The following is a 4,373-nucleotide window of genomic DNA, read 5'->3' on the forward strand; positions in this document are numbered from 1 at the left end:
CCCGGCCTTGAGCCGGGGTCCCGCTGCCTGCCGACGCTCAAGAAGAAGCGGGACCCCGGCTCAAGGCCGGGGTGACGGCAGTTCGACGTCAACGGGACAGACCCGAGACGAGGCAAGGGCCGGAGCCGCGTGGCGGCCCCGGCCCTCGATGCCGACGTCAGCGGTTGGGGTTCGTGCCCTGCTGACCGGGGTTTCCGGCATCCTTGTTCTGGCCGGCATTGTTGTTGCCGTCCTTGGCATCGCCGTGCTTGGCATCGCCGTCCTGGGTGCGGTTCTGCTGGTTCTGCTGGCGGTCGGCCTGCTGGTTGCGGTCCGGCTGCTGGCCAGCGTCGCGATTGGCGCCGGCGTTGGTGTTGCCGGTATTGCTGATGTTGTCAGCCATCATCCTGCTCCTATTTGCTTTGGCCCTCGATGGGGCGGAAGGTAGAACCGCCGGGCGGAATGCACGTTCCCGGGGATGCGCCCAACCGCTCGTCTCAAGCCTCCGGATCGATCCCGAAATTGAGCCGGCGCGTCACGCTGGCGTCCAGCACCGCCATGATGAAATAGCCCGCCGCCCACTTGGTGCGCGTCCACCAGCCGGCGCGGGCATGTTCGGCGGCGGTGATCTCCTTGCTGTCGGCCATCTCGCCATCGAAATAGCCGCGCATATGCGCCGCGAACGCCTTGTCCTCGATCCGCAGCATCAACTCCAGGTTGAGGAACATGCTGCGTATGTCGAAATTGGCCGAGCCGATGTGGACGACATCGTCGAGTATGAACAATTTGGTGTGCAGCTTCTGCGGCTGATATTCGAAGATGCGGACGCCGCGCTTCAGCAGCCGGGTGTAGGTATGGCGCGCGGCGGCGATCGCGACCTGGTGATCGGCCTTCGACGGGACGATCAGGCGCGATTCGCCGCGCCGCCGGACGACGCCTTCGATCCGCCGCATCATTCGGGGCGAGGGAGCGAAGTAAGCGGCGATGATGCTGAGCGCCCGGGCATGCTCCATGTCGCGTTTCACGGTGCGCGCCCAGGGACTCAGCCGGCGCATCGGGCCGCCGAACAGCCAGCGCACGGGGCGGCCGCTCGGCTCGCTCCAGTCGCGCAGCGCGCGGCGAAGCTCCTTCAGCTTGACGAAATCGTGATGCGTCCATTTCGCCAGCGCATCGAAATAGCCGGTGATCCGCTCGGCCGCCGGCCCCTCGACGATCAGGCCGAGGTCGCGCCAGCCCTTGGCATCGTCGAAATAATCATCCTCGATGTTGAAGCCGCCGATGATCGCCGTCTTTTCGTCGGCGAGCGCGAGCTTCTGATGGTTGCGCAGCAGGTAGCGGCGTCCGTAGCGCGGCAGGAAGCGGCAGATGTCCGCGCCCTTGTCCTTCAGCGGATCGAAGAAATCGGCGGGCACCGCGCTGCCGAAGCCATCGACGATCAGCCGCACGTCGACGCCGCGATCCAGCGCGTCCGACATCGCCTGCCGCACCTCGCGGCCGACATGATCGTCGCAATAGATATAATAGAGGATGCGCAGGCTCGTCCGGGCGCCGCGGATCAGCGCGAGCAGCGCCGCCAGCCGCGCGCCGCCGCCGGCCAGTGGCGTCAGGATATTGCCGTCGACCGCGAAAGTCGCGTCCACGGCGACGGGCGCGGGCGTCGGCGCGGCGATCCGATTGACTTCGCCCTCTTCCGCCATTATCCGCACGCCCTTCCAAAAGCCCCCGAGCTTTACCCGTTTAGCGGAGCGTTCAAGCATGGCGCGCGTAACCGTCGAGGATTGCGTCGACAAGATCCCCAATCGTTTCGACCTTGTCCTGTTGGCCGCGCAGCGCGCGCGCCAGATCTCGGGCGGGGCGGAACTGACGATCGATCGCGACCGCGACAAGAATCCCGTCGTGGCGCTGCGCGAGATCGCCGAAGAGACCGTCCTGCCCGAGGATATGAACGAATCGCTGGTCGCAAGCCTGCAACGCGTCCAGATCGACGACGAGGATGCGCCCGACGCGATCGGCTCGCTCTCGCAATCGGCCGAGGCGCTGCGCCTCACCGCCGCCGCCCCGCCGCGCAACCAGAGCCTGGGCGGCGATTACGAGTAAACCTCCCCCTCCCGCGTGCGGGAGGGGACAAGAGGCTTGCCTTCTCGCGCGCCCGCACCCCATCTTGGGCGGGTGCTGCGCCAATATGAGCTTGTCGATCGGGTATTGAGCTACGATCCGGACGCCGACGAGGCGCTGCTCAACCGCGCCTATGTCTTCTCGATGGCGGCGCACGGCAGCCAGAAGCGCGCGTCGGGCGATCCTTATTACAGCCATCCGATCGAGGTGGCGGGCATCCTCACCGACCTCCGGCTCGATGACGAGACGATCGCCACCGCCATCCTCCACGACACGATCGAGGATACGGTCGCGACGCACGAGGATATCGAGAGGCGCTTCGGCGCCTCGGTCGCGCGGCTGGTCGACGGCGTCACCAAGCTCTCCAAGATCGAGGCGCAGAGCGAGAATGAGCGCGCCGCGGAGAATCTCCGCAAATTCCTGCTCGCAATGTCCGACGATATCCGCGTGCTGCTCGTCAAGCTCGCCGACCGGCTGCACAATATGCGGACGCTCCACTTCATCGCCAATCCCGACAAGCGCCGCCGCATCGCGCGCGAGACGATGGAGATTTACGCGCCGCTCGCGGAGCGGATCGGCATGTACGAGTTCATGAAGGAGATGCAGACGCTCGCCTTCCAGCAGCTCGAACCCGAAGCCTATGATTCGATCACCAAGCGCATGGAGCAATTGCGCGAGGGCGGCGAGGATCGCGTGGCGCGAATCTCCTCGGGGCTGGGGCTGCTGCTCGGCCAGAAGGGCATCCGGGCCGAGGTCGAGGGGCGCGAGAAGCATCCCTTCTCGGTCTGGCGCAAGATGACCGAGCGCCACGTCAGCTTCGAGCAGCTTTCGGACATCATGGCGTTTCGCGTGATCGTCGACGATGTCGAGCAATGCTATCACGCGCTGGGGCTGATCCACGCGCGCTGGCCGATGGTGCCGGGGCGCTTCAAGGATTATATCTCGACCCCCAAGCGCAACGGCTACCGATCGCTCCACACCGCGGTGATCCATACCGAGCGGGTGCGGATCGAAATCCAGATCCGCACGCGGGCGATGCACGCCGAGGCCGAATATGGCGTCGCCGCACACTGGGCCTATAAGCAGGGCGCGCCGCTGCGCGCCGAGGCCTATGGGAGCTGGATCACCGATCTGGTCGAGATCCTCGAAAATGCCGAGAGCCCGGAAGAGCTGCTCGAACATGCGCGGATGGCGATGTACCAGGATCGCATCTTCGCCTTCACGCCCAAGGGCGAGCTGATCCAGCTCCCCAAGGGCGCGACCCCCGTCGATTTCGCCTATCAGGTTCATACCGATCTCGGCGATGAAACCATCGGCGCGAAAATCAATGGCCGGGTCGCGCCGCTGCGCACGCAGATCAACAATGGCGATCAGGTCCAGATCCTGCGCTCGAAGGGGCAGGAGCCGCAGCCCGCGTGGCTCGGCTTCGTCGTCACCGGCAAGGCGCGCGCCGAGGTGCGCCGCTATGTCCGCCAGAAGGAGCAGGCCGAGATGGTGGCGCTCGGCCGCCGGCTCTACGACGGCATCGTCGCGCGGCTGCCGACGCAGCTCGGGCCGGGCGCGCTCGCCGAGGCGCTCAAGCGGCTGCGCCTGCCCGAGGGCGATCGGCTGATGGAGGCGATCGCCCGGCGCAAGCTGACCGACGCGCAGGTGATGGAGGCGCTGATGCCCGGCTCGTCGGAGGGCGCGGCGCAGGCGCGCGCCTCGGCCCCGCATGCGGTATCGATCAAGGGTCTGACCCCTGGCGTGAGCTTCACGCTGGCGCCGTGCTGCACGCCCGTGCCCGGCGACCGCATCGTCGGCATCCGGCTGGCGCACGCGCCGGTCGAGGTCCATGCGATCGAATGCCCGGTGCTCGCCGAGCGCCCGGAGGAGGATTGGATCGATCTCGCCTGGGGCGACGGCAGCGAGGGCGGCACCGCGCGGCTGGTGATCGTCGTCAAGAACGAGCCGGGGTCGCTGGGCGTGATGGCGAGCATCCTCGGCGGGCAGGGCGCGAACATCGTCAATCTGAACCTCGCCGAACGCGACCAGAGCTTCCACCATTTCCAGGTGCTGATCGAGGTCCACGACCTCCAGCACCTGATGCGGATATTGGCTGCGTTGCGCGCGGCGGATGCGATCATCAGCGCCGAGCGCGTGGAGGCGGCGGTGGCGCAGGCGGCGGAGTAGGTCTTCACAGGTGTCCTGTCCAAGCTGAACCGTCACCCCGGCCTTGAGCCGGGGTCCCGCTTCTTCTTCAGCGTCGGCAGGCAGCGGGACCCCGGCTCAAGGCCGGG

Annotated in this window: 4 protein-coding genes; 2 read left to right on the forward strand and 2 right to left on the reverse strand. The window is 66.9% G+C overall.

All coding sequences use genetic code 11. The annotated features are described in order from the left end of the window. Nucleotides 1-157: 157 nt before the first annotated feature. Entirely contained in the window at nt 158-382 is a 225-nt protein-coding gene (locus tag HUU94_RS01140) for a hypothetical protein (RefSeq protein WP_174273294.1), read from the reverse strand. 94 nt (nt 383-476) lie between these two features. Further along, nucleotides 477-1,676 carry a phospholipase D-like domain-containing protein gene (locus HUU94_RS01145; protein ID WP_174273295.1) on the reverse strand — a complete coding sequence of 400 codons (1,200 nt, stop codon included), beginning with the start codon at nt 1,674-1,676 and terminating at the stop codon, nt 477-479. 58 nt (nt 1,677-1,734) lie between these two features. On the opposite strand from HUU94_RS01145, the gene rpoZ reads away from it, so the two are divergent. Together rpoZ and HUU94_RS01155 are read left to right on the forward strand one after the other, a co-directional pair. Next, the gene (gene rpoZ, locus HUU94_RS01150) at nt 1,735-2,076 is read left to right on the forward strand and encodes a DNA-directed RNA polymerase subunit omega (protein WP_174273296.1); all 342 of its coding nucleotides are present in this window, start codon (nt 1,735-1,737) and stop codon (nt 2,074-2,076) included. 72 nt (nt 2,077-2,148) lie between these two features. Next, nucleotides 2,149-4,266 (forward strand): RelA/SpoT family protein, encoded by a 2,118-nt coding sequence (locus HUU94_RS01155; RefSeq protein ID WP_254601836.1) that lies wholly within the window; start codon nt 2,149-2,151, stop codon nt 4,264-4,266. Nucleotides 4,267-4,373: the final 107 nt, after the last annotated feature.

Source organism: Sphingomonas bacterium, assembly GCF_903644055.1.
Taxonomy (GTDB): domain Bacteria; phylum Pseudomonadota; class Alphaproteobacteria; order Sphingomonadales; family Sphingomonadaceae; genus Sphingomonas_I.

Excerpts from the sequence above, each read along its gene's own strand:
- HUU94_RS01140 (WP_174273294.1), bottom strand. The coding sequence starts at position 382 with ATGGCTGACAACATCAGCAATACCGGCAACACCAACGCCGGCGCCAAT.
- HUU94_RS01145 (WP_174273295.1), bottom strand. The coding sequence starts at position 1,676 with ATGGCGGAAGAGGGCGAAGTCAATCGGATCGCCGCGCCGACGCCCGCG.
- rpoZ (WP_174273296.1), top strand. The coding sequence starts at position 1,735 with ATGGCGCGCGTAACCGTCGAGGATTGCGTCGACAAGATCCCCAATCGT.